This window comes from Veillonella infantium (genome assembly GCF_002959895.1).
GTDB classification, from domain to species: domain Bacteria; phylum Bacillota; class Negativicutes; order Veillonellales; family Veillonellaceae; genus Veillonella; species Veillonella infantium.
The window spans coordinates 89,216-114,944 of the sequence record NZ_PPDD01000002.1 but is presented as its reverse complement, the minus strand read 5'-3'; the positions used below and the strand labels follow the sequence as shown (position 1 = coordinate 114,944).

The following is a 25,729-nucleotide window of genomic DNA, read 5'->3' as shown; positions in this document are numbered from 1 at the left end:
AAGGTTTAATGTGTTGCACTAATTGACTAGGAGGTTCTCACATGAATCGCGAAACAGCATACGTACTTTGGTTTGATGAATTACAACGTGAAGATGTTAATTTAGTTGGTGGTAAATCTTCTTCCTTAGGGGAATTGACATCCTCCACTAATGTACCTGTACCTTACGGTTTTGCTACAACTGCTCATGGTTATCGTGAGTTTATGAAAGCAACAGGTTTGGAAGATAAAATCCGCGCTGAACTTGATGCGTTAGATGATGTAGAAAATTCTGCATTATTGCGTGAAGTATGTGCTAAAATTCGCCGCATGATTTGCGAAGAAGTAATGCCAAAAGAGTTGGCAGATGCTATCCGTCATGCTTATGAAGAACTTGGTAAAAAAGTAAACGAAGAAAACCCATTCGTAGCAGTTCGTTCTAGTGCAACCGCAGAAGACTTGCCAGATGCAAGCTTTGCTGGCCAACAAGATACATATTTAAATGTACGTGGTGCTGATGTTATCATCGAGAAAGTAAAAGAATGTTATGCATCTACTTTCACAGATCGTGCAACATACTACCGTGTAAAACAAGGTTTCGATCATATGACAGTAGCATTGAGTGCTGCCGTTCAAATGATGGTATTCTCTAAAGCGGCTGGCGTAATGTTCACTGTTGACCTTGTAACAGGTAACGATAACAACATCCTTATCGAAGGTTCTTGGGGCCTAGGTGAGTACGTTGTACAAGGTACAGTTACACCAGATAATTTCCATGTAGATAAAGCCAAAATGGAAATTACTGATCGCATGATTAATGACAAACATATCCGCTTAGTTCGTAAAGCTGACGGGGACTGTGTTGAAGAAGTTGTTCCAGCAGATGAAGCTAAACAACAAGTTATTACAGATGCTCAAGTTTTGGAGCTTGCTAAATACGCAAAAGCAATCGAAAAACATTATGGTTGCTACATGGATATGGAGTGGGGTGTAGATGAACGAGACGGTAAAATTTGGATTTTACAAGCTCGCCCAGAAACAGTTTGGTCCCGTAAAGAAAAGCCAAAAACAACTGAAAAACCTAGTACATTAGATGCAGGTAATCGTGAAATTATTGTAAAAGGTTTGCCAGCTTCCCCTGGTAATGCAGCCGGTAAAGCTCATGTTATCATCAATCCTGAGGATATTGATGAATTCAAAGAAGGGGAAATCCTTGTCACTGCTATGACAGCTCCTGACTGGGTACCAGCAATGAAAAAGGCAAAAGCTATTGTTACTGATGCTGGCGGTATGACTTGTCATGCGTCCATCGTTAGCCGTGAGCTTGGTATTCCTTGTATCGTAGGTACTAAGAGCCGTAGCCATGAAGCAACAACATCCATTAAAGATGGTCAAATGATTACTGTTGATGCTACAAATGGTATCGTATACGATGGTGTATTAGAAGATATCGTTAAAAAGCCAGAAGTACAAGCTACTGCAAGTGTTGCAACTGAATATGTTCCTGTAACAGGCACTAAAATTTACATGAATTTAGGCAATCCTGATTTAGCTGAAAAACATGGTGTATTACCATGTGATGGTATTGGTCTAATGCGTGAAGAGTTCATTTGGACTACTTTCATTCACGAACACCCATTACACCTTATTGAAACTGGTCGCAGTGACTTTGCAGTTAATACATTGGCAGAAGGTATGCGTAAAGTTTGTCAAGCATTGGCTCCTCGCCAAGTAGTAGTTCGTTTGAGCGACTTCAAATCTAGCGAATACCGTGATCTCAACGGTGGTGACAAATATGAACCACATGAATCCAGTGCATTACTTGGCTGGCGTGGTGCAGCTCGTTACTATGATCCAAAATATACACCTGCTTTCAAATTAGAATTAGAAGCAATCAAAAAAGTACGTAACGAATTTGGTTTCAAAAACTTACAAGTTATGATTCCATTCTGCCGTACTGTAGAGGAAGCTGAATTAGTAACTAATTTAATGGCTCAAGAAGGTCTTGTACGCGGTAAAGACTTCAAAGTATGGCTCATGGCTGAGATTCCATCCAATATTATCTTAGCTGATCAATTCAATAAATATGTAGATGGTTATTCCATTGGTTCTAACGATTTGACTATGCTCGTTCTTGGCTGTGACCGTGATAACGAAACAGTTCAACATATCTATGATGAACGGAATCTAGCAGTTCGTAGAGCAATTCGCCATCTCATCGAAGTGGCTCACAAAGATGGTAAAACTGTATCCATCTGTGGCCAAGCGCCAAGCGTGTATCCTGAACTTTGCGAATTCCTCGTGAAGAGTGGTATCGATTCCATTTCTGTTAACCCAGATGCGGTTGTGAACACTAAGAAAATGGTGGCTCAAATCGAACAACGAATTATGCTCGATGCTATGACTGGTCGTGGTCGTCAAGAAACTGATGACTTAACTTGGTAATCATATAGTGGTATTGAAAGAGGAGGCCCGTTGGTCTCCTCTTTTTCTGAATGGTAACTTAGGATATAATACAAACAGAGATGAAAGGGGGTTACCGTGTGAAACTGTCGAAACGACAAGAACAAATTGCTCAAATCGTTCGTGAAGAAGGGCCTGTAACGGGCAGTGCTATTGCTGAACATTTAGAGGTTACTAGATCTGCATTGCGTTCAGATTTGTCGGTGTTAACTATGCTAGGTGTTTTGGATGCGCGTCCGAATGTAGGTTACTACTATGTGGGACTTTCAAAAGAAACACAAACGGCGGAGCGATTAAAATCATTTCTGGTAAGTGATGTATTATCTCAAGCCGTCGTGGTCAACGGGGATACAAGTTTGTATGATACGATTGTTACTATATTTACTGAAGATGTAGGGACTATTCTAGTGTGTGATGATTCCTATTTAGTAGGTGTAGTATCTCGTAAGGACTTGTTGCGTGCCTCTATGGGGCAAACAGATTCGCACACAATGCCTATATCTATGATTATGACCCCTGTAAGTAAGGTTATAACAGTGGAGCCTACCGATACATTAGTAGAGGCTGCACAGAAAATGATAGATTATGAAGTGGATTGTTTACCTGTCGTCGTTCGCGAGGATGTGGAAAACAAGAAACGTCTAAAGGTTGTAGGCCGTGTATCTAAAACGACGGTAGCGAAAGTATTTTTAGAATGTAGCATACATTGAGGTTGATAGAATGGCAGAAAAAATTATTTATGCAATATCGGACTCCCTTGGGGAGACTGCAGAGGCTGTAGCAAGAGCTACGGCGAGTCAATATGATAAGGAACAAATTGAAATTGTTCGTATTCCTTATATTGATAGTGAAAGCCAAATTGATGAAATTATAGCAGATGCAAAACGCGGTAATCATGTTATTTGTCATACCATTGTATCTGAGTCTTTGCGCAAATATCTTCATGAAAAAGTGGCGGAATACAATATTCCTGCTGTAGATATTATGGGCCCAGTTCTCAATGCTGTAGGTACTGTTGCATCCACAAAGCCTCGTATGACAGCTGGTATGGTTCATAAGCTTGACCAAGAATACTTCAAAAAGGTAGAAGCCATTGAATTTGCCGTAAAATATGACGATGGTAAAAATCCATCGGGCTTTGAAAAGGCTGATGTAGTTATTATTGGTGTATCTAGAACAAGTAAGACGCCATTATCTATGTTCTTGGCGTACAAAAAGATTAAAGCTGCCAATTTGCCATTAGTACCTGAGGTACCATTACCAGAGGAATTATTTAAAATTCCAGCAAAAAAAATCGTGGGCCTTATTATTGACCCATTCAAATTAAATAATATTCGTAGTGAACGGTTACGCGCTATCGGTCTTGAAGACGAAGCAAACTACGCATCTATTGAGCGTATTCAATCTGAATTAGAATATGCAAAAGCTATTATGCGTCGTTTACATTGCCAAGTGCTAGATGTTTCTAATAAATCCATCGAAGAAACAGCATCTCTAGTTATGCAATTGATCGATAAAAACCGTGCATCGGAGGGTAAATGAATATACGGGAACAAATAGAGGAGAGGGAGGCTTTACTCCTCTCTCCTTATGCAGCGAAAAGCCGTGATGCCATCCGTGATTTAGAGGAAGCCCCCGATTCACTTAGAACTGCCTTTCAACGTGATCGGGACCGCATTATTCACAGTAAATGTTTTAGACGGTTAAAGCATAAGACACAAGTTTATATTGCGCCAGGTGACCATTATCGTACGCGTATGACCCATACCCTTGAGGTAGGACAAATAGGTCGTACAGTGGCTCGTGCGTTGCGACTAAATGAAGATTTAGTAGAAGCTATCGCTATGGGGCATGATGTGGGACATACCCCATTTGGTCACGTCGGTGAATATGCGTTGCGTGATATGGTTGGTCACTTTAATCATAATGAACAAAGCTTGCGTATGGTTGAGGTTTTAGAAAAGCATGGCGACCATCAAGGTCTTAATTTAACCACTGCTGTACGTGATGGCATCGTAGGTCATACAGGGGCACATATCCCTGTCACTTTGGAAGGTCAAATTATTCGTATCGTAGACCGCATTGCCTATTTGTGTCATGATTTTGATGATGCACAGCGCGCTGGTATGTTGACCGCTGAGGAATTACCTTTTGAAGTGCGTGAACACTTTGGAATGACTCCTTCTAGTATGATCACCGCCATGGTTGAAGATATGGTGCGAGAGTCTTTAGATAAACCTGTTATTTCTATGTCTAGTGATATAGAGATGACTATGAATCTATTCCGTCAATTTATGTTTAAAAATGTTTATTTGGCGCCGGCTTTAATTCCAGATCGAAATAAGGCATCTCATGTGGTGAAAAACTTATTTACTCACTTTATGGAACATCCTGACGATATGGAGGGTTGTGAAAGTACAAGAGAGTTTTATTCTACCCGTGATGTAGTAGATTATGTAGCCGGCTTAACAGATCAATATGCCATAAAGCTATTTAAACAGTATTACATTCCAAATATTACCTTGTAACTTTTAGTAATAGGTACATAGATAACAAAAAAAGCAGTTAGTTCAAATGAACTAACTGCTTTTTTTGGGGCTCTAGAACCCCAAAGAGTACATGTACTTTTTATTTTACGCGCGTGTAATTTTATTAGAACGAAGGCAGCGAGTGCATACGTTTACTTTTTTAGTAGCACCGTCTACAACCGCCCGTACTCTTTGAATGTTCGGTTTCCAAGTTTTTCTTGTGCGAATGTGAGAGTGACTCACGTTCATACCGCTAGATGTGGATTTGCCACATACTTCGCAAAGGTTTGCCATAGTTTCCACCTCCAAGCTTAATCTATAACATAACAAAAGTATATTATCATAAAGAGTAGCGTAAAGCAAGTGTTTTTATCGTACATATTGCTCTTTTTATGAAATATACTACAATATAAGGTATACTATATATCATATTCTATGATATGAGTGGGCTTTTACACAAGGATATACAGAAATTGGATATATCTCATGTGTTTATCGTATATTTAAAGGAGTTTCTATGGATGAACGATTGACGACCATAAAGGGGATTGGTCCTGGTCGAGAGAAACAATTACATAAGCTAGGGGTTACGAATGTAACATCGTTGTTGACATATTTTCCTAGAAGCTACGAAGACCGCCGTACGATTTATAGAATTGGTGAATTAAAGTCTGGCATGACTGGTGGTGTGGTTGGGAATGTTATTGCTGTACAAGAAAAACGTCCTCGCCCTCGATTGTCTATTTTAGAAGTAGTCATTGAAGATGGTACAGGTCCTTTAAAGATTGTGCTATTTAACCAAGGGTATAAGAAGAACTTTTACAAAAAGGGTCAGCGTCTATATGCGTATGGTAAAGCAGAGTTCCAATATGGGTCTATGCAAATGAATACACCCCAAATAGAAAATTTGGGAGACGGTGGAGAACCTGATCGTGGTATCGTTCCCATTTATGCTCTTGCAGATGGGGTATCTCAATTTGTGGTGCGCTCATCGGTACGTAATTGGTTTGCAGCTAATCATGAGTTGCCAGAGATTTTGCCTGCTAAAGTTCGTGAAGTACATCAATATATGACTCGTTATGATGCATTTAAAATGATGCATTTCCCAGAGTCTTCAGAGCGATATGAAGAGGCGCGTCATCAACTAGCTTATGAGGAGTTATTTGTTATGCAATCTGGATTGGCATTGTTACGAAATAAAGAACAATGTCATAAAGGTCCTAAGATGGGTCCCAATGGAGACTTAATGGCTCAGTGTATAGAAAATTTACCGTTCTCCTTAACAGGTGATCAACAGCGTGCATTAGAGGACATTCGTATCGATATGGAAGATGAACGGCCTATGCAACGATTATTGCAAGGTGATGTAGGTTCCGGTAAAACGGTTGTAGCTACCTTGAGTTTGTTGAAAGCCATCGAGAATGGGTACCAAGGGGCATTGATGGCTCCTACTGAGATATTGGCTGCCCAACACTATGAAGGTATAACAGAGGTGTGCTGTAATTTAGGTATTACCATTGAATTATTAACGGGATCCACTACAAGAAAAGAAAAAGAACGTATCTATGAAGGTTTAGCAGATGGATCAATTAATATGATCATCGGTACTCATGCGCTTATTCAAGAGGGCGTAAACTTCCATAATTTAGGCCTTGTTATCATTGATGAACAACATCGCTTTGGTGTGGAGCAGCGGGCACGATTGCAACAAAAGGGGACATATCCTCATGTGCTCATCATGACGGCTACACCAATTCCACGAACCATGACATTATCTGTGTATGGTGATTTAGCAGTATCCTTAATCAAAGAAATGCCACCGGGACGCAAACCTGTCAAAACCTATGTTGTAGATAGTTCGTATAAGGAACGATTAAGAACATTCTTTGGCAAGGAGATGGCAGAAGGTCGTCAAGTTTATGTAGTATGCCCACTTGTTGAAGAATCTGAGAAATTAGACTTGCAAGCTGCTGAGGAATTATATCTGGAGTTAAAAGAGTACTTTTACAAGGCCTATGAAGTTGGTCTTGTACACGGGCGCATGAAACCAAGTGAAAAGGATGAAGTGATGAATGCCTTCCATAGGGGTGAGATTTCATTGCTCGTTTCCACTACCGTTATCGAGGTTGGTGTTAATGTGCCAAATGCGACCATTATGTGTATTGAAGGGGCAGAACGTTTTGGCCTATCTCAATTGCATCAGTTACGTGGCCGTGTAGGTCGTGGATCTCATCAATCTTATTGCATTCTTGTGAGTGATTCTAAAAATGATGTGAGCCAAGAGCGATTAAAATTGATGGAACACACACAGGATGGCTTTGAACTAGCAGAGCAAGATTTACTGCTTCGTGGTTCTGGTCAATTATTTGGCTTAGCTCAATCAGGATTACCTGATTTACGGGTTGCTAATATTATTAAAGATATTGAAATATTGGTACAGGCTCGCAAGGATGTACTAGAGTTTGCAAGTCAATATGGAATGGAAAAACTTGAATCTGTAATGAAAGAAGAATTAGAAAAAAGATTTGGTGAAAAATTTCTTAGAATATTGTATAATTAAGAGGTAGGAATAATAAGTACATAAGTAGCGATAATATTAGATTTTATCTGGGTTTTTCCCTTGTGTATCTGTTCCTCATACCGTATAATAGAACAAACAAATTTATTTCATTTTCATCTATGGAGGTCAATATGCCACTTATTCATGTAGAGCTCGTTGAAGGGCGCACAAAAGAACAAAAAAAACAATTAGGTGAAGCTATCACTAAAGCTGCGGTTGATATCGTTAATGTACCTGCTGACGCAGTAAAGATTATCTTCGTAGATATGAAAAAAGATGATTATATGGAAGGCGGCATTTTGCGGTCTGAACGCTAAGCTACGACTGACCGCCTAGTCCAGATGGACTAGGCGGGTCGTAGTTTTGTTTTATTATACGGAAAGGAATTAAATATGAGAGACGATAAATTCGGTATGCGTGGACTAACTTTTGATGATGTTTTGTTAGTACCAGCGGCTTCTGATGTACTACCACATCAAGTAGAGTTAAAAACTCAACTAACTCGTGACATTACATTGAATATCCCTATGATTAGTTCTGGGATGGATACAGTTACTGAATCCCGTATGGCTATTGCTATGGCTCGTGAAGGTGGCCTTGGTGTTATCCATAAAAATATGTCTATTGAAGAACAAGCCCATGAAGTTGATAAGGTAAAACGCTCTGAACATGGTGTTATCGTCGATCCTATTTTCTTAAGCCCTCAAAATTTACTATCTGATGCAGCAGAAATTATGGAAAAATATAAAATTTCTGGTGTACCTATCACAGAACATGGTAAACTAGTAGGGATCATTACAAATCGCGATATGCGTTTTGAAACTGATTTAACTCGCCAAATCGGAGAATGCATGACAAAGGATTCCCTTGTTACTGCACCAGAAGGTACATCTCTTGAAGAGGCGAAAGCAATTTTAAGTGAACATCGCATTGAAAAATTACCTCTTGTAGATGATGATGGAAACTTAAAAGGATTAATTACTATAAAAGATATTGAAAAAGCGACAAAATATCCAAATTCAGCTAAAGATGGTAGTGGCCGCCTATTAGTTGGTGCTGCTGTTGGTGTGTCTAAAGATTTATATGACCGTCTTGATGCACTTGTATCTGCAAAGGCTGATGTAATCATTGTAGATACAGCACATGGGCATTCTGCAGGCGTACTACGTACATTGAAAGAAATTAAACAAGCTTATCCTCATATTCCTGTTATTGCAGGCAATGTTGCTACTGCAGCTGGTACAGAGGCTCTTATTGAAGCTGGTGCTGATGCTGTTAAGGTTGGTATTGGACCTGGTTCTATTTGTACAACTCGCGTTATTGCAGGTATTGGGGTACCTCAAATTACTGCTGTTTACGAGTCTGCTCAAGTAGGTCGTCGCTATGGCATTCCTATCATCGCTGATGGGGGTATTAAATATTCTGGCGATATTGCTAAGGCTATTGCTGCTGGTGCTAATGTAGTCATGATGGGGAATATTTTAGCTGGTACTGATGAAAGTCCAGGAGAAACAGTGATTTACCAAGGTCGTTCCTATAAAGTATACCGTGGCATGGGTAGCTTAGGAGCTATGAAACTTGGTAGTAAAGATCGTTATTTCCAAACAGAAGCTAAGAAATTAGTTCCTGAAGGTATTGAAGGTCGCGTGCCTTATAAAGGTATGTTGGCTGATACAATTTTCCAAATGGTTGGTGGTTTGCGTGCAAGTATGGGGTATTGCGGATGTCATAACATCCAAGAAATGATTGAAAATACTCAATTCATTCAAATTACAGCGGCTGGTTTAAAAGAAAGTCATCCGCATGATGTAAGCATTACCGTTGAAGCACCAAATTATAGTGGTTGATAATGGAGTATTACATTGAATAAACGTATTTCTGTTTTATCTGTGCCTATCGATTGTGTAACAATGGATGAGGCTGTCCAACGTATTTTACAATTAACTGAAGAGCCGGGACTACATTTAGTAGCCACGGCTAATGCAGAAATGGTTATGTTGGCAAATGAAAATCCTACATTGCACACCATATTGAATAATGCTAGTCTCGTCGTTCCTGACGGGGCTGGCATTTTGTGGGCTGCAGAGCGTCAAGGTGAACATGTTCCTGAACGCGTAACTGGTGTAGACGTAACTAAACGATTATTTAAAGTTGCGGCTGAACGGCAAATTCCTGTATACTGCTTAGGGGCAGCACCTGGTGTTGCTCAACGAGCAATTGATAATTTATCTGCCCAAGTTGGACCGTTAAATATAGCAGGGATTCATGATGGATTCTTCGATAGCACAGAGGAACAAGAAATCGTTAAAGCTATTAGTGAGTCTAAGGCAAAATTAGTCTTTGTTGCCTTAGGCGTACCAAAGCAAGAACAATGGATTTCAGAAAAATTGAGTCACCTGGATGGCGTTGTTGCTATCGGCATAGGTGGTTCCTTTGATGTGTTGGCAGGTAATATTCCTCGGGCTCCAGAATGGATGCAACGCAATCGTCTCGAATGGTTGTATCGATTATATTTAGAACCTCAACGGATTGGCCGCATGTTGGCTATTCCAAAGTTTATGTGGACCGTTATTAGAAATAAATAGAGGAGTGTTGAATCGTGCCTACAGGACCAATAATTAAGGAAGGGTTTCCACTGATAGGGGCTATGCTCATTATCGCGGTGGTATTAGGATTTTTAGGACATTATGTAATTGCGATTATTTCATTTATTCTGGCATTATTTTTCGTCAATTTCTTTAGAAATCCTAAACGTGTAATCCCTCAAGATCCAGATTTAATTTTATCTCCAGCGGATGGTAAAATTATGGATATTTCTGATGTATACGAAGATATTTACTTACATAAAGAGTGTAAAAAAGTAACTATTTTCCTATCTGTTTTTGACGTACATGCTAATCGTGCGCCTATTGATGGTAAAATTACATACCGTCACTACACAATGGGTAGTTTCTTGCCTGCTTTTAAAGATAGTGTAGGTTTTGAAAATGAACGTCATACTATTTGTATTGAAAATGATCGCACTTCCGTATTGGTAACACAAATTGCAGGCCTTTTAGCGCGTCGTATCGTATCTTGGACAGACCTTGATAGCGTGCTTGAACGCGGCCAATTGTACGGGATGATTAAATTCGGTTCTTGTACTGAAATCTACATGGATAAGGATGTAGAGTTGTTCGTGGAAAAAGGTCAACATATTACAGGTGGAGACACTGTTATCGGGAGGTTGCGTCATGAATAAATCTATTATTCCAAATTTGTTTACCAGTGCTAATTTAGCTTTTGGTGTTCTAGGTATCACATTCTCTGCCACAGGGAATACCTTCTATGCTGCTATCTGCGTACTATTATCCTTAGTTGCTGATGGTTTAGATGGTCGTGTAGCAAGAGCTTTAGGTGTGGCAGGACCTATGGGTCGTGAATTAGACTCTTTGTCAGATGTTGTAGGCTTTGGTGTAGCACCAGCTTATATGTTATATATGAAAGAGCTTTATGGTTTGGGATGGATTGCCTATGTACCATTATTAGTATTTGCTGTATTGGGCGCATTCCGTCTTGCTCGCTTTAACATTAAAACCGAAGAAGTTCATGGTTACTTTGAAGGATTGCCAATTCCGGCTGCAGGTTGCTTGGCGGCTACCTACGTATTGAGTGGTGTAGAGGTTCCTCAATTTGTATTAGTAGTTTGCATGATTGGTGTAGGCTTCTTAATGGTTAGTGAAGTAAAATACCCAGACTTCAAAGGTAAAACTGCAATCTATATTAATAAACTTTCCATTGTACTAACTGCTATTTTTGTCATAGCTTGTCTCGTATATGATTGGCATACATGGGCAGTAATGATCTTTGCTGGTTATGTAGTATTTGGCCTTGTTAATGGGGCGTTAAATATAGTGCGTAAATAAGTGTGTGGAGGATAATAGTATGAATTACCTACTGGATCTGATATTGATCCCTATGCAGGTAATAATCGTAATTTATACGGTTTATTATTTTGTGCTCGCCGTAATTGGTATGTGGCGGTCTCGAGTACATAAAAACTATACCCCTAAAAATTCCTTTGCTATCGTTGTGTGTGCTCATAATGAGGAAGCCGTAGTTGGTGAGTTAGTAAAAAACTTACGTAGTTTGGACTATCCTGATGAGTTGTACGATATCTTTGTTGTTGCCGATAACTGTACAGATAAGACTGCTGAGGTAGCAAGTGCCGCTGGTGCCAATGTACATGAACGATTCAATAAAGAAGAAGTAGGCAAAGGCTATGCCATGGGGTGGATGTTTGATCGTGTGGAAAAAATGGATCGGAAATATGATGCCTTTCTTATCTTTGATGCCGATAATTTAGTACATCCTCAATTTATGTTAGAAATGAATGATCATCTTGAAAAAGGTGAGTCTGTAATTCAAGGTTATTTGAACTCTAAAAACCCAACAGACTCTTGGGTTGCGGGTACATTTTCCATCATGTTTTGGATGGTTAATCATATGTGGCATTTAGCAAAATACCGCATTGGCTTGTCCACAGCACTAGGTGGTACTGGTATGTGTATACGCACATCTATCATCCGTGAATATGGCTGGGATTGTAATAGCTTGACTGAGGATATGGAATTCTCTATGAAGCTATTAACACATGGTCTTAAAACTACTTGGGCTCACGATGCCATTGTGTATGATGAAAAAGTTACGACTATGATGGCTTCTTGTAAACAACGTTTACGTTGGGCACAAGGTCAATTTGACTGTGCGGATCGATATATTCCTAAATTATTTGCCGCAGGTATTAAACAAGGAAATATCGTTATCCTAGATGGCATTTTACAAGTTAGTCAGCCTTATTTCTTGTTGTTGACAACTATATATTTAGTATTTTCATATATCAATGCATATGTGCCGATTTATACAAATATTTTATATCAAATTATGCCGATGTCTGTATGGCAAATTATCGGTATTGGTCAATATTTGTTCCCACTTATTGTGTTGTTAAAAATTAAAGTTCCACCTAAAATTTGGTTCTACTATTTGTTATATCCAATTTTTGTATACTCTTGGGTTCCTGTAAATATTTTAGGTTGGTTCCGTCGTCATAATAAGGAATGGTCTCATACAGTTCATACGCGAGCTGTTGGTTTGAATGACGTGAAATTAACACGTATGGGCAATATGAATAAGAATAAAAAATAGAATCTGTAGGAGTGACTATGCATATTTTAATGTGTAATGATGATGGTATTTTAGCAGATGGTTTACGCCGTCTTGCATCGTACTTAAGTCAATATTATCGAATTACCGTTGTAGCACCTGCAAATGAGCAAAGTGCTAAATCCCATGCATTGACGACTGAGATTCCTTTAAAATTAGACGCGTACAATGGCGAGGATGAAAATCCTCGCCTTTATGCTCTAACGGGAACTCCTTCTGATTGCATGAAGTTTGGCCTTAGTTATTTATTGAGTGATGATATGCCTGATCTTGTGATTTCAGGTATTAACCATGGCTTTAATCTGGGCTCAGATGTGCTATATTCTGGTACTGTATCTGCTGCTATGGAAAGTTGTTTTTATGGCATTCCAGGGTTAGCATTATCTGTGGAACGATATTCTCCTGAACGAGGGGATGAAATGCATCCCTTTATCCATGAATTGATAGAAAAAATTTATGTGAAAGGGAATTTTGATGGCCTATTAAATGTGAACTTTCCGTTACGTGGCGTATGTGATTGGGATCATTTTAAAATGGTTAGCCAAGGTTTACAAACTTATAGCAATATTATTGATGCTCGCATTAACTCAAGAGGGCAGGATTACTATTGGTTGGCAGGCGAGCTAGATTATGGTGCTGAAAGTGTTCCTACTGATGTGGAATATGCTCGTAAAGGCTATATAACAGGTGTAGCTCTTACGTGGAAGCAACAATGTGACATCGGTATGGAGACGGTTCAAAATATTTTAGATAAAATATAAAAAATGTGTTGACATTGTTTTGGGATATCTGTATAATAACAAATGTTCCGAGACGCCGGAGTGGCGGAATGGCAGACGCACTTGACTCAAAATCAAGCGGGTAACACCGTGTGGGTTCAAGTCCCACCTCCGGCACCAACTTTAGGCGGTAAGACTTTTGTCTTACCGCCTATTTTTTATATATTTATATTTATGAATTAATATACGATTATATACATTTTTGTTTGATTGAGGTGATAATATGGATCAAGGTGTGATTGATTATATTGCTAATGTCTTTGATATACCAAAGCTTGCACAACCTGTAAGTGCGGTCCAAATGCCTTTGCCGTTAACACGATTGGCGGAGATACCATTAGATAGTTCTGTTAATCAGTGCCAAGGCTTTTGTTATAACTCAAAAAAAGATGTATTTGTCCTCGCATGTATAAATGCTGATAATACAAAGCAAATTATTTATGAAATTAATCCCACAACGTTGCAAGTGGTTGCTAAGTATGAATATAGTCAAAAACGTTTATTAGGTCATATGAATACATTAACCTATAATCCGAATAACAATCGCTACTATACTACTAATGCTGTTGTAGATGGATTTATTGTTACGCCTATAGAGGCGGATAGTATGATTGTTGAAGCGCCTATTAAATTGAAAGAAAAGGTATTTAATTTTGCCTTTGATAAAGACCGTAATGAATATGTGTCGATTGTGCCTTTAACAAATTCTCATCGTACTATTAACTACTATGATTCAAATTTTAATAAGGTAAAAACGTATAAGATTGATGCAGAGCATACCGACTTAAATAATAATGGTGCTTATGCTGCTAATGGTAACACTATTTTTACAACCTTAACGACCTTCGTTTTCGTCGATAATGAAGGCATAGTAAAGAATATAAGTCCTTATACTTCAGGAATGGAAGTAGAGGATATGGATTACCGTAATGGTCAGATGTACGTGGCGGTTAACCGTAAAGGTAAGGTAGAAATTTACAGTCTAGCCACATTGCCATTCTCTGTAAATGCCTAGATTTTATCTATGTTTTTATCCACTTTAAGAGTGTATAATATATATGTTAGGGTAATTTAGGAGTTATTATGAAATTAGGGAATGATATTATAGAAATTGACCGCATCCGTCAAGCTTTAGAGAAATCTCAATCATTTCGCGACCGTGTATATACGCCTCATGAGATTGATTATTGTGAAAGTCGAAATAAGGGGCGTTACGAGTCTTATGCCGGTATATATGCCGCTAAAGAGGCTTTCATTAAAGCATTAGGTACGGGAATGCGTCATGGATCTTGGCAAGATATAGAAATCGGTCATGATGAATTAGGGGCTCCCTTAATTCGTTTACAAGATACTTTTAAAGATATTTATGAAACATTAGGCTATACGGATACACATGTGTCGATTAGTCATTGCAAAGCATATGCAATGAGTACAGTTATACTTGAAGGAGCATAAGATGCAAATATTAACAACTGAAGATGCTCGATATATAGATCAAGAAGTACCTAAGCAATTAGGTGTCTCGTTAGAAATTTTAATGGAAAATGCAGGACGTGGCATTGTGGATGCTTTGTGGGGACAATATGACTTGTTTTCCTTAGATAATGCACGTTCTATCAATAGTTTTGTACTATTTATCTGTGGCACAGGTAATAATGGGGCAGATGGCCTTGTAGCAGCTCGTCATCTTTTAGAGCAAGGTGTACCTGTACAAATTGCACTAGTAGGTGATACGAGCAAATGTAGCGACCTTTTTGCAGTTCAACTCAAGAGATGTGAAGCAATGGGCTGTATCATTGATATGTTTGATGATTTTAATGATTGGTCAAATGTAGCTATAGTTGTAGAAGGCATTATGGGAACAGGGTTAGCTGGACGTCTTCGAGATACCACAATAGATATATTGCACGTTATTGATACTATGCGTAGTCAATATAATTTTGATTTGTGGGCTATTGATGTACCTGCAGGTGTTGATGCAACTGCTGGTCAAATCTCAGAGGGCACATTGTCTTATGATTATACAGTAACCTTTGGTGCGATAAAACAAGGTCTATTATTGTATCCTGGCAAGGCTATAGGAGGAACAGTTATTGTTGCCCCTTTAGGAGCTCCGTGGCAGCAAGTATTAGTTAATCGTGATAGCACTATAACTATTGATTCAGATTTAGCAGAAACACTAATTAATTATCGAGTTCCAATGGCTCATAAAGGAGTAAATGGAAATACCCTAATTATTGGTGGCTCTAGTGATATGGTGGGAGCCCCTATGTTGGCTGCAGAAGCTGCTGTTCATAGTGGTGCTGGTAAAGTTACATTGTGTGTTCCAGAGATAATTAAACGGGCAGTACAAGGACGTATCATACCAGAAGTGATGGTTACCTCTATCAATGAAAACCACTCCATTTATGAAGGCCGTCAAGTAGTTGCTATTGGCCCCGGTTTGGGACGTACAATAGATATTCCGGATTTAGTAAATCATGTTATTGATTGCTATGAAGGTGCTCTAGTCATTGATGCTGATGCGTTATATGCATTAGGTCATGTGGGATCTGTAGATAAAGATGCATTGCGAGATGGTAAGGTTGAGTCTATATATAAGATGGAACGACAGTTACCATATTGCGTGATGACACCTCATTTAGGTGAATTTAGTAGACTTATTGATTTGCCTATAAAATGGATTGAACGTCACTATATTACATTGGCACGAGCATTTGCTAAGGCTCATCAGGTAGTACTTGTTCTAAAAGGAATTCCTTCTGTTGTGGCACTACCTGATGGTACAGTATATGTTAATACTATCGGAAACACTGGTATGGGAACTGGCGGTATGGGGGATGTATTAACCGGAGTCATTGCAGGCTTTATCAGCCAAGGCTATTCCTTACAGGATAGTGCCATTTTAGGGGTCTATGTACATAGCCGCAGTGCAGATATACTAAGTGATACGAAAACTTGGGGATATACACCTAGTGATGTAAGTACTTCTATAGGCTGTGTCATTAGTGAATTATTGGGAGAATAAGAATGACAAATAAAATACAACGCTTTATAGCTTTTTTATTAGTGCTATGTATTCCAATCTTTTCTATTGCAGGATGTACGAATAAAGATGTAGCTAATGCTGCTAATCAGGCGACCTCTAGTGCTAATGGGGCTTACTCTATTGATACTAAGACAACTACACCTGAAGGTAAGCTAGATGTATATATGTTAGATATCGGTCAAGGGGATGCTATACTGCTTAAGGTTGGCGATGAATATAGTATGATTGATACAGGTGACATAGAGCATCGTGAAAATATTGTAGCTCAGCTAAAATCTATGGGTGTTACTAAGTTAAAAAATATTATCATTACACATCCACATGCTGATCATATGGGTGGCTTCTATGCTATTGCGAAAGCTATGCCCATTGAACATGTGTATGATGATGGCATTTCTGTTGATAATAATATGTATAAAACCTATGAGAAATGGATTGATAAAAATAAAATCCAACGCTCCACATTGCGTAGTGGAGATGTAGTTGATTTTGGTCACGGTGCTGTATTTCTAGTATATGCACCATGGGCGGAACCTTTAACAGATAAAAAAGGGGCGCCAGATCTTAATAATAACTCTATCGTAGGTAAATTAATTTTTGGTAAATTCTCTATGCTCTTTACTGGTGATGCAGAATTACAAGAAGAGAAAAAACTCATAAAAGAGCAGAACTCTAGACTGTTTGCTCGTGTTCTTAAGGTAGGACATCACGGTTCTCGCACAAGTAGCTCTGAAGATTTTTTGAAATCTATTAAACCAGAAAGTGCATTAATTTCAAATGGCATGTATAATAGTTATGGTCATCCTCACGATATAACATTGCGTCGTTTGCAGGAGAACAATATTGCCATTTACCGTACAGATACGATGGGACGTATTCACATTAGTACGGATGGGAATGAATGGCAAATTACAACTGAACGTTAGTATCGATTGTATAGCACAAAAAATAATTTTAAGCAACTGATTTTTGTGTTTACTGTATAAAGACTTTATATAGTAATATGTATAATCGGCATACTAATCTTCATGTTTGTATGAAATAATCTATCTATAATCTAACATTAGTTTATGGATAGATTGGAACGATGAGACTTTGATTCACAAAGATATCATCGACTCATCTCTATGGTTTGGACACTACGTATGTCAGTTAGATTGGAGTGAATGTATTGCGTAAACTATTTTTTATGTGCCTTGCTGTCTTGATGGCTTTACCTCTATTCTTGACTCAAGCAAAGGCAGCTAATCTTGAAGATGCTCGATGGGTGACACGAACTGATGCACCTGTGCCATATGTTCGTATGGTAATGGATTTATCAGCACCTGTGAAAGCATCTGCATCGATTAGCAAAGATGGGAAAACGACGACTGTTACCTTAAAGAACACAAAGTTAAAAACTGCTAAAGAGAATATTAATATGGACTCTAGCATAGCTAGTTCTGCTAGACTTACAGAGGACGGCAGAGATGTGAAGGTAACAATCAAGACACCTTCATCTATCGATACGAGTGATGTAAAGGTATTTTCCCTAAAGAAAGATACGATTAATAAGAAACCGTATCGCATCGTTGTAGATGTACAGAAAAAAGGTGTAGCACCTAAACCTGCTTACTATGGCAAACGTCCATCTCCTTCTGCACATCCTGCGAAAAATATGCCCACAGGATCTGGCAAGTATTCTATTAGCGGTGGTTTATCTGGCAAGACAATTACTATTGACCCAGGTCATGGTGGTAGTGACTCTGGTGCCGTTGGACCTCATGGTGTACAAGAGAAAAATATTACACTACCGATTTCCATGTACTTGAAAAAAGCCTTAGAAAATCGTGGCGCTAAAGTGCTTATGACTCGTACTACAGACGTAGACGTATATGGTCCTAATGCAAGTGGTGTTGATGAATTAGGTGCTCGTGTTAATGTAGCGAACCGTAGCAATTCTGATGCGCTCATCAGCGTGCATATTAACGCATTTAACAATCCAAGTGTTGGTGGTATTGCAACATACTACTATGCTAAAACAGGTAATGATGCCCGTTTAGCACAAAAGGTACAATCTCAAATTGCTAGTGTACCAGGATTCAATGGTGACCGTGGCATTCAAGAAGGCAACTTGTATGTATTAAGACATACTAATATGCCTGCCGTTCTTGTAGAGCTTGGATTTATTTCCAATCCTAATGAGGAACGAGCATTGCAATCTCCTCAAACACAAGAAGACTTTGCTAATCGCATTGCCAATGGTATTGCTAGTTACTTTGGAGGTTAATCGATGAAATTACGTAAACAAGTTCTGTCGATCCTCTGTGTAGGCTTGCTTGCATTTGTAGCAGGTTGTACACCTAATCAAGCTCCTACAACAGGTAAAAGTGAACCTGTGCAAGAGACGAAAGTCAATAAGGATGCAGAAACAACGAAAGTATCTCAAGAAAAGGTTAAGATGGCCTTCTTTGTTCCAACAGAGGATGGCTCAGGGGTAACACAATCAACCGTTGAGATGGAGGCGGATAAAGTAACGCCTAAAGCGGCTCTTCTAGCTATGTTAAAAGCTGATAGAGCACAAAAATATCCAGTATTCTCTAAGGATATTCAAATCACATCTGTTACTGTAAAGGACGGTATTGCTTCTGTAGAAGTGAATGACGCTTTCGTAAAAGGTAATGGTGGGGACTTAACTGTTAAATTGCAAATGGCTGCCATTGTAAATACATTGACATCCTTTGATAATATTAATGGCGTTCTCTTCGTTAATAATGGTAAAAAGGTTCTTACTGTAGGTTCCTTTGATACGAAAGATCCTGTTAAACGGATGACAAACCTAATTAAAAAATAATTATATTAGGCTCATTGATAGCAGATAGTTGATATATCAACTATCTGCTATTTTTGTTGTTGTCTTTTATATATGTTACAATACAATATGTATACTAATCGGAAGCCAGGTGATGAGATGCAATTAAAAGAGGTAGGGGAATTTAATTTCATAAGCCACATTCAAAATGATACAATACATGATCCGAGCACTGTAATTACAGGGATTGGTGATGATTGCGCAGTGTATCGTGCTACAAATGAAACAGATCAACTAATTAGTACAGATACGATGGTGGAAGGTGTTCATTTTAGCTTTCGCTATATGAAACCTTATGATGTAGGCTATCGTCTCATGACAGCCAATTTAAGTGATATTGCTGCTATGGGGGGGACTCCTCGACAAATAGTGTTATCTGTGGCGGCACCTGAATATGTTGATACTGCTATTCTAGATGAAATCTATAGAGGCATTAAAGCTCAATGTGCTAGATATCATCTCAATATACTTGGTGGAGATACGGTGCGTACAGAAGGACCTATGGTGTGGACTGTTACCATCATAGGAGAAGTTCCTACTGGCACTGCTATTATGCGTAGTGGTGCGCAAGTTGGCGATATTGTGGGTATTACAAATTATGTAGGTTATGCTGCCACAGGTTTAGGTGCGTTATCCTATAATTTAGATGGCTATGCTATGACGAAGGTTGGTCATCAACGACCTGATCCACAAATTGAATTAGGTCAACAATTGAGACAACTGGGAATTCATAGTATGAATGATATTAGTGATGGTCTTGGTAGTGAATTAAATGAAATTGCATCGGCTAGTAACGTATCCATTGTTATAGAGGAAAAAGCTGTTCCACTTCATGAAGAAACTTATGAATTAGCTAAGTATTTACAGACTAATCCAGTGGATTATGCATTATATGGTGGTGAGGATTTTCAACTAGTATTCACGGCTCCTAAAGCATTGATTCCTAAATTAGAGAATTTATCTGGCATTACTATAATCGGTGAAGTTATATCTGGACCATGTCATGTTCAGATGGTAACACCGGATAAAACGATTAAGACCATAGAAGCGAAAGGATATAATCATTTTCATGAATCATAAGGCACATGTTCAATTAGAAACTCATACAGTAGAAGATACACAACAATTTGGACAGTTATTAGGCAGATGGGTCAAACAAAGCGGAGAACCTTTATGTATTGCTTTAATTGGTGATTTGGGGACAGGAAAAACGCACCTATCCCAAGGTATTGCGAAAGGCTTTGGAGTTACAGAGGAGATTACAAGCCCTACCTTTGCAATCATGAATACTTATGATGTGGATAGAACACATTTATATCATTTTGATGTATATCGTTTAGATGATATAAGCGAGCTTGAAAATATTGGCTTCTACGAATATACAGAGGATTGCGTATCCATTGTGGAATGGGCCGATAAATTCCCAGATGAATTACCAGATGAAACATTATGGATTTATTTGACGCGCATTGATGATACAAGTCGATCTATCACATTAGGTAGTGATTACCTTTCAGAGGGTGATTTAGTAGAAATAGGAGGCCCATATGTGGTTAGGAATTGAGACAAGCTCACTCGTTTCGAGTGTGGCTTTAATGGATGAACATAACCTTATTGGTGAGTTGACTATCCAAGCTGGATTAACTCATTCTGAGCAACTAATACCTCATATTGATATGTTATTGCGTGCCTCTCAAGTAAAAAAGAATGAGTTAAAAGGTATTATCGTTAGTATCGGGCCTGGTTCTTTCACTGGATTGCGTATTGGCATGGGGACTGCAAAAGCAATGGCTTATGCCTTACAAATTCCATTGTATGGTGTGATGACAATGGACAGCTTAGCTCGTAATGTTTCATATACAAATCGTACAATTTGTACTGTTATTGATGCTCAGAAAAAGCATGTATATGCTGGTTTATATAGATATGAAAATAACAAACTGGTATGTAAAGAGGATCCATTTGTTATTGCTGCTAGTGATTTATTAGATAAATTTAGAGAAACAAAGGAAGAGGTCCTATTCTTAGGGGATGGTATCAAGCGAATTGAAAAGCTTTTAGAGGAAAGGGATACTAATTTGACTGTCCTAGATATTTCACAACGTATTCCGAAGGCAAGCTCCTTACTATTAGCAGGTCGTGAATTGATAGAACGTGAAGAGATATGCGATCCAATGGATATGGTTCCTTACTATATTCGTCGCTCTGAGGCAGAGGTGTTATGGGAGGAGCGACATAAGGATAATCCTGAAATGTTAAACCAAAATCCTACTGTGATAGTGACTGAAGCGGCAGGAGCAGAATAATGGAGATTCGGTTAGCGGCCATCGATGATGCCCAGGTCATTTATGATATAGAACAACAGTCCTTTTCTGTTCCATGGAGTTTAGAATCTGTACTTGCTGAACTTGAAGGGGCAGATAATAAATTATATATGGTTATTTGCGAAGACAATCATATTGTTGGTTATGCTGGTGCTTGGCTCGTATATGATGAAGGACAAATAACAAATATTGCCATTATTCCTTCTGCTCGTGGTAAGGGATATGGCTCAGAACTTACTAAACAATTAATAGATGAATGTTTCAAGAGAGGTATGTACGAAATCTTCTTGGAGGTACGCATATCCAATTTGCCTGCCTTATCAATGTATAGAAATCTTGGGTTTTCTGTTAAAGGGATTCGCAAAGATTATTATTCAGAGCCAAAAGAGGATGCTTATATTATGTCTCTCGTTTCAGAGGAAATAGAATGAGTATATACACATTAGCCTTGGAAAGTAGCTGTGATGAGACATCAGCCTCTGTCTTAAAGGATGGACGCACTGTTTTATCTAATGTTATTTCTAGCCAAGTGCCGATTCATAGAAAATTTGGTGGCGTTGTGCCAGAAATCGCATCACGTCACCATATAGAACAAGTTATACCTGTTATAGATCAAGCGCTACGCGATGCGAATGTAACGTTACAAGATATTGACCACATCGGTGTTACCTATGGTCCTGGTCTCGTAGGGGCATTATTGGTTGGTGTAGCTGCTGCAAAGGGATTATCCTTTGCTACAGGCATTCCTTTGGTACCAGTTCACCATATGGAAGGTCATATTTTTGCTAATTTCTTAGCTAATCCAGAATTAGAACCTCCATTTTTGAGCCTCGTTGTATCTGGTGGTCATACAATGCTAGTTCATGTAAAAGGGTACGAAGAGTTTGATATTCTTGGTCAGACTCGTGATGATGCAGCGGGTGAAGCCTTTGATAAAATTGCTCGTGTTATGGGCTTCCCTTACCCAGGTGGCCCTCATATTGATGCACTTGCCCTTGAAGGTAATCCAGATGCGATTGAATTTCCAAAGGCTTTAAGTGAGCCTGGTAATTTTGAATTTAGTTTTAGTGGTTTAAAGTCTGCTGTATTAAACTATTTAAATAGCAAGCAACAAAAGAATGAACCTATTAACCAAGCCGATGTTGCCGCGTCCTTCCAAAAGGCTATTGTTGATGTATTAGTTGAAAAAACGAAAGATGCAGCTCATACATTAGGTGAAACGCGTATTACCATTGCGGGAGGCGTATCTGCTAATAAAGGCTTACAACAAGCCTTAGAGGTTATGTGTAAGGAAGAAGGCTTTACCTATTACAAGCCTCATAAAATTTTGTCCACCGATAACGCTGCAATGATTGGTTGTCGTGCCTATTATATGGCTAAAGCTGGTAAATTTGGCGATTTAACATTGAATGCAAAACCAAGTGTTGAAATTGGTCATGTATCTTGGAAAGAGGATTAATTGTGGATATCGGTCAAGATATTTTAAATACAACATCATTAGGACCATTACAAACCTCACTACTTGAGCATATTAGTAAACTTATATCCTTTGGCGAGTCATTGACCCGTCAAAGGATACAGATTTTTACGCCTCTTCTAGAAAAATCACAAGGTGATATGCAGCAACGTGCAGATATGCTATGCATTGAACGGAGCGAGCAAGGTGTTATTACTCGACAAATAAAAGGAAATAATACGTGGCATTCTATGATGGGAAATGGTCAACCTCTTATTGGGGTAGAGCATGATCAACGACAACATGTTTTTCCTGTTGTCGACAATGGTGGTCGTATTATTGGGGGGATAGCTTTTACAGTATCTCCGTCTATTAAAAAAAATCAATACGAACAAGAATATATCTTATCTGATACGATGCAACGTCTCATGTTAACTGCTACAGATGAGCAAATACAATCGTATGAGCCAATTTCTTATTTCGATGGTTTAATCATCTTCGATGATTCTCATAGAATTCTCTATGGTAATGAGTCGGCTATACAATTAGTAGATTTGCTTGGATTTGATCGACGACTAGTAGGGTCATCAATTTATAGCAGTACCTTAAAAATTTCTGCCATACAACAAGTGTTGGATGATAGAACGATATACACTAGTGAAGAAATCTATCAAGATATGGTAATTCGTCAGCATATGATTCCTATTGCTATGGGACGCAATGAAACACGTTGTTTCCTCGTGCTTCACGATTGTACCCGTGAAAGTAAGCAGCAACAAGAATTGCTGGTAAAGAATTCTATTATCAAAGAGGTTCATCACCGTGTAAAAAACAATTTACAAACCGTAGCGGGATTACTACGGATGGAAGCAAGACGTTCTAGCCTGCCAGAAGTTAAACAAGCCTTACAAGAGGGAATCAATCGTATTGAAAGTATGGCTTTGGTTCACGATATTGTGTCCCATTATGATGAGGATTATATTGGTATCCGATCAATCTATGACGAGTTATGTCGTTTGTTGCGCATGAGTATGATCAGACAAGACCAAGAGGTTACCTTTACCTATAGTGGAGAAGATATATTGATTTCCTCTCATATGGCAAGTTATGTATCCCTCATAACTAATGAATTAATTACTAATAGCCTTGAACATGGTTTAGATGGTAAAGCAGGGGAGATTCGTCTAGCTGTTTCGGAATTAGAGGAATATATTGTATTAGATTTTTCTGATACGGGAAAAGGGTTACCTCAAGATTTCTCTATTAACTCGAATAAGCGTTTAGGATTAACTATCATTAATAATTTAGTTACCCATGAGTTAAAAGGGCGTCTATCTGTTAAAAATACTGATGCCGGTGTTCTAGTGACAATACATATGAAGAAGGAGAAGTAAATGCGCGTTTTAATAGTGGATGATGAATCCCTTATACGTATGGATCTACGCGATATTATTGAATCCTGTGGTCATGAAGTTGTGGCAGAAGGGACTAATGGTGTTGAAGCCATCAAGCTTTGCAAAGAATATAAACCTGATATTGTTCTAATGGATGTAAAAATGCCAGAATTAGATGGCATCGAAGCAGCACGACAAATTGGCTTTCACCATGAAGCACCTGTAGTTCTATTAACAAGTTATAGTCAACAGGATTTAATAAATAAGGCTAGAGAATCTGGCGTATATGGATATTTAATTAAGCCTGTTCGTGAAGAACAATTGGTTCCAACCTTAGAAATGGCATTAGGGCGTTATCATAGTGATGCTGAGCTACGCGAAAAAATGGCTGAATTAGAACGATCATTAGAGGATCGTAAAATCATTCAAAAAGGAACCGGTATATTGATGGAGCTGTACTCTATATCAGAAGAGGAAGCCTATAATCGTATTCGCGCCCTAAGTATGAAGAAACGAGATAGTATTGTTAATATCTGTAAAGCATTAATTAATCAAGTTTCAAAATAGATACAAAGACTAGTATAAGAATCAAAACTTATACTAGTCTTTTGTGTCTAACATCAAATAAAAACTAAAAAGTCAAAAAATCAAAATTTCTACTTGCATTTATTTTGACATAGGTTATAATAATACATGTGATTAGCACTCGACTACTTAGAGTGCTAATGAATTGTAAATAATAACTAGTAAATAAGGAGTGACATCATATGTTAAAACCATTAGCTGACCGCGTTCTTATCCGTTTAGAAGCAAAAGAAGAAAAAACTAAAAGTGGTATTTTCCTTCCTGATACAGCAAAAGAAAAACCTCAAGAAGGCGTAGTAGTAGCTGTAGGTGCTGGTAAAGTTTATGACAATGGTCAACGTGTAGCTCCAGAAGTTAAAGTTGGCGATACTGTTATGTTCGCAAAATACGCTGGTAGCGAATTAGAAATCGATGGCGCTACTCATTTGATCATTAGCGAACGCGATATCTTAGCAGTACTATAATAGCTAATATATCTGTATAGAGCTAAACATACTATTGATACATTCTATACTGCCTACGGGCATATACATTCCCTTACATTAGATACTGTTATT

27 protein-coding genes and 1 tRNA gene are annotated in these 25,729 nt (G+C 38.5%); 27 read left to right on the top strand and 1 reads right to left on the bottom strand.

Going from position 1 to position 25,729, the window contains the following annotated elements:
• Positions 1-41 precede the first annotated feature (41 nt).
• The 4 genes from ppsA (at position 42) to VCHSUH03_RS01850 (ending at position 4,969) form a co-directional block, all read left to right on the top strand.
• On the top strand, positions 42-2,423 hold the full coding sequence (gene ppsA / locus VCHSUH03_RS01865; protein ID WP_105093868.1) for a phosphoenolpyruvate synthase: 2,382 nt from the start codon (positions 42-44) through the stop codon (positions 2,421-2,423).
• Positions 2,424-2,521: 98 nt separating this feature from the next.
• A complete protein-coding gene (locus VCHSUH03_RS01860; protein ID WP_174683254.1) occupies positions 2,522-3,151 on the top strand; it encodes a helix-turn-helix transcriptional regulator in 630 nt (209 codons plus the stop codon).
• Between the two features lie 10 nt (positions 3,152-3,161).
• Entirely contained in the window at positions 3,162-3,983 is an 822-nt protein-coding gene (locus VCHSUH03_RS01855; RefSeq protein ID WP_105093867.1) for a pyruvate, water dikinase regulatory protein, read from the top strand.
• Positions 3,980-4,969 (top strand): deoxyguanosinetriphosphate triphosphohydrolase, encoded by a 990-nt coding sequence (locus VCHSUH03_RS01850; protein WP_105093866.1) that lies wholly within the window; start codon positions 3,980-3,982, stop codon positions 4,967-4,969. Before VCHSUH03_RS01855 ends, VCHSUH03_RS01850 begins: the two co-directional genes overlap by 4 nt.
• A 105-nt stretch (positions 4,970-5,074) precedes the next feature.
• Here VCHSUH03_RS01850 and rpmB read toward each other — a convergent pair whose 3' ends face one another.
• A complete protein-coding gene (rpmB, locus tag VCHSUH03_RS01845) occupies positions 5,075-5,263 on the bottom strand; it encodes a 50S ribosomal protein L28 (RefSeq protein ID WP_005386334.1) in 189 nt (62 codons plus the stop codon).
• A 223-nt stretch (positions 5,264-5,486) separates the two neighbouring features.
• Here rpmB and recG point away from each other — a divergent pair, with 223 nt between their 5' ends.
• The 23 genes from recG (at position 5,487) to groES (ending at position 25,636) form a co-directional block, all read left to right on the top strand.
• Positions 5,487-7,529, top strand: coding sequence for an ATP-dependent DNA helicase RecG (recG, locus tag VCHSUH03_RS01840; protein WP_105093865.1), 2,043 nt, complete (start codon positions 5,487-5,489; stop codon positions 7,527-7,529).
• Between the two features lie 131 nt (positions 7,530-7,660).
• Positions 7,661-7,846, top strand: a complete 186-nt coding sequence (locus VCHSUH03_RS01835) for a 4-oxalocrotonate tautomerase (protein ID WP_060924254.1) — start codon at positions 7,661-7,663, stop codon at positions 7,844-7,846.
• Between the two features lie 75 nt (positions 7,847-7,921).
• Positions 7,922-9,376 carry an IMP dehydrogenase gene (gene guaB / locus VCHSUH03_RS01830; RefSeq protein ID WP_105093864.1) on the top strand — a complete coding sequence of 485 codons (1,455 nt, stop codon included), beginning with the start codon at positions 7,922-7,924 and terminating at the stop codon, positions 9,374-9,376.
• 15 nt (positions 9,377-9,391) lie between these two features.
• Complete coding sequence (locus VCHSUH03_RS01825) at positions 9,392-10,114, top strand: WecB/TagA/CpsF family glycosyltransferase (protein WP_060924256.1); 723 nt, start codon at positions 9,392-9,394, stop codon at positions 10,112-10,114.
• 14 nt (positions 10,115-10,128) lie between these two features.
• Entirely contained in the window at positions 10,129-10,770 is a 642-nt protein-coding gene (locus VCHSUH03_RS01820) for a phosphatidylserine decarboxylase family protein (protein ID WP_060924257.1), read from the top strand.
• Positions 10,763-11,434 (top strand): CDP-diacylglycerol--serine O-phosphatidyltransferase, encoded by a 672-nt coding sequence (pssA, locus tag VCHSUH03_RS01815; RefSeq protein WP_024066566.1) that lies wholly within the window; start codon positions 10,763-10,765, stop codon positions 11,432-11,434. The genes VCHSUH03_RS01820 and pssA overlap by 8 nt, the downstream gene beginning before the upstream one ends.
• Before the next feature lie 19 nt (positions 11,435-11,453).
• Positions 11,454-12,716 carry a glycosyltransferase family 2 protein gene (locus tag VCHSUH03_RS01810; RefSeq protein ID WP_105085711.1) on the top strand — a complete coding sequence of 421 codons (1,263 nt, stop codon included), beginning with the start codon at positions 11,454-11,456 and terminating at the stop codon, positions 12,714-12,716.
• A gap of 17 nt (positions 12,717-12,733) precedes the next feature.
• On the top strand, positions 12,734-13,495 hold the full coding sequence (gene surE, locus VCHSUH03_RS01805) for a 5'/3'-nucleotidase SurE (RefSeq protein WP_060924258.1): 762 nt from the start codon (positions 12,734-12,736) through the stop codon (positions 13,493-13,495).
• A gap of 54 nt (positions 13,496-13,549) precedes the next feature.
• Positions 13,550-13,633 (top strand) — tRNA-Leu (locus VCHSUH03_RS01800).
• Positions 13,634-13,736: 103 nt separating this feature from the next.
• A complete protein-coding gene (locus VCHSUH03_RS01795) occupies positions 13,737-14,528 on the top strand; it encodes a hypothetical protein (RefSeq protein WP_105093863.1) in 792 nt (263 codons plus the stop codon).
• A 68-nt stretch (positions 14,529-14,596) separates the two neighbouring features.
• Positions 14,597-14,968 carry a holo-ACP synthase gene (gene acpS, locus VCHSUH03_RS01790; protein ID WP_024066570.1) on the top strand — a complete coding sequence of 124 codons (372 nt, stop codon included), beginning with the start codon at positions 14,597-14,599 and terminating at the stop codon, positions 14,966-14,968.
• A 1-nt stretch (position 14,969) separates the two neighbouring features.
• On the top strand, positions 14,970-16,541 hold the full coding sequence (locus VCHSUH03_RS01785) for a bifunctional ADP-dependent NAD(P)H-hydrate dehydratase/NAD(P)H-hydrate epimerase (RefSeq protein WP_060924260.1): 1,572 nt from the start codon (positions 14,970-14,972) through the stop codon (positions 16,539-16,541).
• A 2-nt stretch (positions 16,542-16,543) separates the two neighbouring features.
• Positions 16,544-17,488 carry a ComEC/Rec2 family competence protein gene (locus tag VCHSUH03_RS01780; protein WP_060924261.1) on the top strand — a complete coding sequence of 315 codons (945 nt, stop codon included), beginning with the start codon at positions 16,544-16,546 and terminating at the stop codon, positions 17,486-17,488.
• A gap of 245 nt (positions 17,489-17,733) precedes the next feature.
• Complete coding sequence (locus VCHSUH03_RS01775; RefSeq protein ID WP_105093862.1) at positions 17,734-18,831, top strand: N-acetylmuramoyl-L-alanine amidase family protein; 1,098 nt, start codon at positions 17,734-17,736, stop codon at positions 18,829-18,831.
• Between the two features lie 3 nt (positions 18,832-18,834).
• Positions 18,835-19,395 (top strand): GerMN domain-containing protein, encoded by a 561-nt coding sequence (locus VCHSUH03_RS01770; RefSeq protein ID WP_060924263.1) that lies wholly within the window; start codon positions 18,835-18,837, stop codon positions 19,393-19,395.
• A 117-nt stretch (positions 19,396-19,512) separates the two neighbouring features.
• Positions 19,513-20,493 (top strand): thiamine-phosphate kinase, encoded by a 981-nt coding sequence (thiL, locus tag VCHSUH03_RS01765; protein WP_060924264.1) that lies wholly within the window; start codon positions 19,513-19,515, stop codon positions 20,491-20,493.
• Positions 20,483-20,977 (top strand): tRNA (adenosine(37)-N6)-threonylcarbamoyltransferase complex ATPase subunit type 1 TsaE, encoded by a 495-nt coding sequence (tsaE, locus tag VCHSUH03_RS01760; RefSeq protein ID WP_060924265.1) that lies wholly within the window; start codon positions 20,483-20,485, stop codon positions 20,975-20,977. Before thiL ends, tsaE begins: the two co-directional genes overlap by 11 nt.
• Positions 20,961-21,719: a tRNA (adenosine(37)-N6)-threonylcarbamoyltransferase complex dimerization subunit type 1 TsaB gene (gene tsaB, locus VCHSUH03_RS01755; RefSeq protein ID WP_105093861.1), complete on the top strand. Its 759-nt coding sequence runs from the start codon at positions 20,961-20,963 to the stop codon at positions 21,717-21,719. The genes tsaE and tsaB overlap by 17 nt, the downstream gene beginning before the upstream one ends.
• Positions 21,719-22,168 carry a ribosomal protein S18-alanine N-acetyltransferase gene (gene rimI, locus VCHSUH03_RS01750; protein WP_105093860.1) on the top strand — a complete coding sequence of 150 codons (450 nt, stop codon included), beginning with the start codon at positions 21,719-21,721 and terminating at the stop codon, positions 22,166-22,168. The genes tsaB and rimI overlap by 1 nt, the downstream gene beginning before the upstream one ends.
• Positions 22,165-23,196 carry a tRNA (adenosine(37)-N6)-threonylcarbamoyltransferase complex transferase subunit TsaD gene (gene tsaD / locus VCHSUH03_RS01745; protein WP_060924268.1) on the top strand — a complete coding sequence of 344 codons (1,032 nt, stop codon included), beginning with the start codon at positions 22,165-22,167 and terminating at the stop codon, positions 23,194-23,196. Before rimI ends, tsaD begins: the two co-directional genes overlap by 4 nt.
• A 2-nt stretch (positions 23,197-23,198) precedes the next feature.
• Positions 23,199-24,587 (top strand): sensor histidine kinase, encoded by a 1,389-nt coding sequence (locus VCHSUH03_RS01740; RefSeq protein WP_060924269.1) that lies wholly within the window; start codon positions 23,199-23,201, stop codon positions 24,585-24,587.
• The gene (locus VCHSUH03_RS01735; RefSeq protein ID WP_105093859.1) at positions 24,588-25,154 is read left to right on the top strand and encodes an ANTAR domain-containing response regulator; all 567 of its coding nucleotides are present in this window, start codon (positions 24,588-24,590) and stop codon (positions 25,152-25,154) included.
• 200 nt (positions 25,155-25,354) lie between these two features.
• Positions 25,355-25,636, top strand: coding sequence for a co-chaperone GroES (gene groES, locus VCHSUH03_RS01730; RefSeq protein ID WP_004696047.1), 282 nt, complete (start codon positions 25,355-25,357; stop codon positions 25,634-25,636).
• Positions 25,637-25,729: the final 93 nt, after the last annotated feature.

Bases quoted from the DNA above. Each gene is read 5' to 3' on its own strand.
- ppsA (WP_105093868.1), top strand. From the start codon at position 42: ATGAATCGCGAAACAGCATACGTACTTTGGTTTGATGAATTACAACGT.
- VCHSUH03_RS01855 (WP_105093867.1), top strand. From the start codon at position 3,162: ATGGCAGAAAAAATTATTTATGCAATATCGGACTCCCTTGGGGAGACT.
- VCHSUH03_RS01850 (WP_105093866.1), top strand. From the start codon at position 3,980: ATGAATATACGGGAACAAATAGAGGAGAGGGAGGCTTTACTCCTCTCT.
- rpmB (WP_005386334.1), bottom strand. From the start codon at position 5,263: ATGGCAAACCTTTGCGAAGTATGTGGCAAATCCACATCTAGCGGTATG.
- recG (WP_105093865.1), top strand. From the start codon at position 5,487: ATGGATGAACGATTGACGACCATAAAGGGGATTGGTCCTGGTCGAGAG.
- VCHSUH03_RS01835 (WP_060924254.1), top strand. From the start codon at position 7,661: ATGCCACTTATTCATGTAGAGCTCGTTGAAGGGCGCACAAAAGAACAA.
- guaB (WP_105093864.1), top strand. From the start codon at position 7,922: ATGAGAGACGATAAATTCGGTATGCGTGGACTAACTTTTGATGATGTT.
- pssA (WP_024066566.1), top strand. From the start codon at position 10,763: ATGAATAAATCTATTATTCCAAATTTGTTTACCAGTGCTAATTTAGCT.
- VCHSUH03_RS01810 (WP_105085711.1), top strand. From the start codon at position 11,454: ATGAATTACCTACTGGATCTGATATTGATCCCTATGCAGGTAATAATC.
- surE (WP_060924258.1), top strand. From the start codon at position 12,734: ATGCATATTTTAATGTGTAATGATGATGGTATTTTAGCAGATGGTTTA.
- VCHSUH03_RS01795 (WP_105093863.1), top strand. From the start codon at position 13,737: ATGGATCAAGGTGTGATTGATTATATTGCTAATGTCTTTGATATACCA.
- acpS (WP_024066570.1), top strand. From the start codon at position 14,597: ATGAAATTAGGGAATGATATTATAGAAATTGACCGCATCCGTCAAGCT.
- VCHSUH03_RS01785 (WP_060924260.1), top strand. From the start codon at position 14,970: ATGCAAATATTAACAACTGAAGATGCTCGATATATAGATCAAGAAGTA.
- VCHSUH03_RS01780 (WP_060924261.1), top strand. From the start codon at position 16,544: ATGACAAATAAAATACAACGCTTTATAGCTTTTTTATTAGTGCTATGT.
- VCHSUH03_RS01770 (WP_060924263.1), top strand. From the start codon at position 18,835: ATGAAATTACGTAAACAAGTTCTGTCGATCCTCTGTGTAGGCTTGCTT.
- thiL (WP_060924264.1), top strand. From the start codon at position 19,513: ATGCAATTAAAAGAGGTAGGGGAATTTAATTTCATAAGCCACATTCAA.
- tsaE (WP_060924265.1), top strand. From the start codon at position 20,483: ATGAATCATAAGGCACATGTTCAATTAGAAACTCATACAGTAGAAGAT.
- tsaB (WP_105093861.1), top strand. From the start codon at position 20,961: ATGTGGTTAGGAATTGAGACAAGCTCACTCGTTTCGAGTGTGGCTTTA.
- rimI (WP_105093860.1), top strand. From the start codon at position 21,719: ATGGAGATTCGGTTAGCGGCCATCGATGATGCCCAGGTCATTTATGAT.
- tsaD (WP_060924268.1), top strand. From the start codon at position 22,165: ATGAGTATATACACATTAGCCTTGGAAAGTAGCTGTGATGAGACATCA.
- VCHSUH03_RS01735 (WP_105093859.1), top strand. From the start codon at position 24,588: ATGCGCGTTTTAATAGTGGATGATGAATCCCTTATACGTATGGATCTA.
- groES (WP_004696047.1), top strand. From the start codon at position 25,355: ATGTTAAAACCATTAGCTGACCGCGTTCTTATCCGTTTAGAAGCAAAA.